This is a genomic window from Clostridium sp. DSM 8431 (assembly GCF_900116755.1).
Taxonomy (GTDB): Bacteria; Bacillota; Clostridia; order Clostridiales; family Clostridiaceae; genus Clostridium.
The window spans coordinates 1-3,552 of the sequence record NZ_FPBY01000245.1; the positions used below are offsets into that span (position 1 = coordinate 1).

A 3,552-nucleotide genomic window follows, 5' to 3' on the forward strand; every position below is an offset into this window, starting at 1 on the left:
TAGGTCATATTATTAGTAGTTATCCTAATTTTACTATTTTTAATTCTCTAATCTATATTCAATTTTTTAAAGATCAATTATGCTCATCTCTAATATTATACTTTTATATAAACGAAAAAAACAGGACACAATTTGAAATTGCACCCTGCTCTATTATCTTTAATTATCCCCAGATAGCATTTGCCCATTCTGGATGATCTATAAATGGATTTCTATTATGTTGATACTTATTAAATATTATATCATTTCTTCTTCTTTCAGTTTCATCAACTGGATCTTGTTCATTCCATTTAAGAAGAATACTTAATCTTCCCATATAAGGAGCTGTTCCATTATTAACTTTATCATTAAGCTCTAAGTCAACTTCACCATTGTCTCCTTCATATCTTACAGCCATATAAAATAACATTCTTGCTATATCACCCTTAACTTCATCTCTTGGCTCCCATGAATCACTATCATATCTACATTGAGTTGCTTCACTGTGAGTACTTCCACCATTATCAAAATCAAGATTTCCTCTACAGCTATTAACTGATACATCTGTAGCTCTTAAATGATGAAGGTCTGTTCCTGGCCCTGCTGCTGTTCCAAAGTTTCCATGAGACTTAGCCCATACATGTTCCCTATTCCAATCATTTACTCCTGAACCCTTAGCTGATTTAGCTTGTGAACGACCAGTGTAAAGAAGTATTACATTATTAGAATTATTAGGATCTTCATCAGTATCCTTTATAGCATCCCATACTTGTGAATAAGATAATTTTGTATGACCTTTTATTATATTATGAAGAGCATATTTTAAAATATCTCCATCTTTATTCATAGCATTTTTATAATAATTATCATCATATACTGTTGTGGTTTCAGTATTTCCGGAATCATCTTTATCATCATCTTTGTCCTTATCGCCATTATCATCTGTTCCAGTATTACTAGCATCAGATAAAAACTCTGTATTTTTTATACCAGCATGTGAAAAATAAGCTGTAAGATTTCCTGAAACGGTAATCTTCTTTCCTATAAGCTTTGGATTAGTCTTTAATCCAAAACTATCTCTATATTTTGCTGGAAGTTGAACATAAATCATTCTTGAAGTACTAGTCTCCAAAGCATTATCTGCTATAGCAATTGCAGTATCACCATTAGCTTTTTTTAAAACCTTATTAGCTGCTGTAGGTTGTCCAACAATATATCCTGTAACATATTTCACAGAGTTTTTTTGATTTTTTACTGCCTGCTCTACAGAAAATGGATTCTCTTTTGTACCAGCTCCATCAACTGCAAAAGCTGTACTTGTAAAAGAGGAAAATACCATAACAAGCATTAGTATAAAAGAAATTATAAAACTTTGTCTTCTAAATTCTCTCTTTTCCATATTCGCCTCCTGGAATTTATTTTACAATATTATAATATGTCCCCAAAACAACAACTATAACCAACTTCTTCTAGAAGGACTATATGAATGAATATTTTATAAATTTTAATACGTAAACAAAACAACTGACACCATACTTTTTAATATATTACTACTCTACTTTCTCCTTAACTTTAATAGCAATTTTTTCTATGAGAGCATTAATAATATCAGGTTCATCTGTATTAGAATTATGTCCAGCATTTTTTATCCATTTAAGGGATATTCCTGTGTCCTTATGCCATGCCTTATTATATCTAATACAAGAACCTGCATGATCTTTTTCACCGCATATTAAAAGTGCAGGACATTTTATTTCATAAAGTAAATTTGCTTCCATGGCCTCTGCCAACATCTTAAACCCATGTCCTGACACCCTCGCATATCTCTCCTTACTTCCATCATACACCATCATCATATCTAACATTAGTTTTCTACCATACTCAGATACAGCAACACCATTAGAACCTGACTTAAGTAGAGATTTCCATGGATAATATCTATATACTGGTTCCATCCTCTTTAATAACCAAAGTTCAATTCTAGTTACATACTTCCTCTGCAAGGGTGCAGAATCAATTGAAACGAATCCTTGCAGATTACAAGGAAACAAATGTGAATACATTTGTCCAACATATCCTCCCATAGACTGCCCAATAATTATGATTTTATTTAATTTCTCTTTATCAATAATTTCATTTAACCACTTTGCTTTATCAGCAAGTTTAAAATTTAATTCAAAAGGCCAAGAAGCTGCATGTCCTGGGGCATCCCACACAAAAACATTATACTTACCTTCAAAATACTCTATCTGCTTGTCAAATAATCTATGGTCAGCTGTTAATCCTGGGAGAAAAATCAAAGAAACTGCATCTTTCTTTATTTCATGTGAAATCCAATAATGTATATTGCCTTTTTGAGTTTCATATACTTTTTCAATCATGTTTTATTCCTCCATGCAAGTTAAATACTATTCTATTTAACATATGCCAAGTTTAATAATTCCTTTATAATTCTATCTACTAGTTCTTGCCCTGGTATATGTCCTGTATTTTCAACAACATAACACTTTAAGTTAGAATTACTGCTTCTATCAACTAATTCCTTAACCCATGAAGTTGGTGCTATAATATCTGTATCTCCTTGAAGAATAATATATGGAATCTCAATTTCCTTTAAAACCCTTGATAAATCTACATTTAAAATTCCATTCCAAATGAAAGTATTATTGGTATAACCATTTTTCATAACAGCTTTAAAGTCTTTGAACTTATAATCTGGGCTCATCATTAATCCAAGAATTAGCTTAGCTATTGATATCTGTTTTCCTTTTTTATTAGTATAAGCATAAGTATATTTACGAAGATAATCAGAAATCATTTCTAAATCTTTAAATGTAAAATTATCAGTATTGATTTTTCTTATTGCCTCTATTTTATCCTTAGATAACTTTGTCTGTGATAGAGCATTAATTACTTCATCATTAAATATAATATCCTTTATAATCTGACCACTTACAACTACACCATTAACAATGTTAGGACATCGCTCTAAAACTTTGGCACTTAATATACTTCCCCAGGATGTTGCAAAAACATATAACTTATTACTCGGAAATAAGCTCTTAATATTATTAATCAAATCAATTGCCATTGTAGCAAACTTATCTATAGTAAAGTTTTTATCAAGAGGATAATTATTTATTCCACAGCCTAGCTGATCCCAATAAACCATTATAAATTTTTCAGTAAACTCAGGAAACATACCTCTAGCACCAACTGAAAAAGGCAACGGTGAACCAGGTCCCCCATGAAAGGTTATTACTATAGGAAGGTCTTTAGACTTACCTTCTATTAATACTTTTTGATTATATCCTCCTAAATTGAAACTATGAATTTCTGAAACCTTATTTTCTTTAATTACTTGTTTTCTCCCCATGATCTACCCCCATAAAAGTTATCATACTATACTTTTATATTATAGCACTTTTGAGGAACAAATAGTAATTTATGTAAATATGATTAAAAAGTAGCTTTCGCCATACTTTTTAGCTCAGAAAATACCTTTTTTCTGTCATATAAAAGTAAGCGTAAAAGTTTTTGGCGTCTTTTATTGCTTCAAAAATAGTAATAAAA

The 3,552-nt window shown here is 30.6% G+C and carries 3 protein-coding genes; all 3 read right to left on the minus strand.

Going from position 1 to position 3,552, the window contains the following annotated elements:
• Positions 1-163: 163 nt before the first annotated feature.
• The gene (locus BM384_RS16175; protein WP_090015169.1) at positions 164-1,378 is read right to left on the minus strand and encodes an endonuclease; all 1,215 of its coding nucleotides are present in this window, start codon (positions 1,376-1,378) and stop codon (positions 164-166) included.
• Positions 1,379-1,529: 151 nt separating this feature from the next.
• The gene (locus BM384_RS16180) at positions 1,530-2,360 is read right to left on the minus strand and encodes an alpha/beta fold hydrolase (protein ID WP_090015170.1); all 831 of its coding nucleotides are present in this window, start codon (positions 2,358-2,360) and stop codon (positions 1,530-1,532) included.
• Between the two features lie 32 nt (positions 2,361-2,392).
• Positions 2,393-3,355: an alpha/beta fold hydrolase gene (locus BM384_RS16185; protein ID WP_090015172.1), complete on the minus strand. Its 963-nt coding sequence runs from the start codon at positions 3,353-3,355 to the stop codon at positions 2,393-2,395.
• Between the last annotated feature and the right edge of the window lie 197 nt (positions 3,356-3,552).

What these genes read in the sequence shown, in the direction of transcription:
- BM384_RS16180 (WP_090015170.1), bottom strand. Translation starts at nt 2,360, where the DNA reads ATGATTGAAAAAGTATATGAAACTCAAAAAGGCAATATACATTATTGG.
- BM384_RS16175 (WP_090015169.1), bottom strand. Translation starts at nt 1,378, where the DNA reads ATGGAAAAGAGAGAATTTAGAAGACAAAGTTTTATAATTTCTTTTATA.
- BM384_RS16185 (WP_090015172.1), bottom strand. Translation starts at nt 3,355, where the DNA reads ATGGGGAGAAAACAAGTAATTAAAGAAAATAAGGTTTCAGAAATTCAT.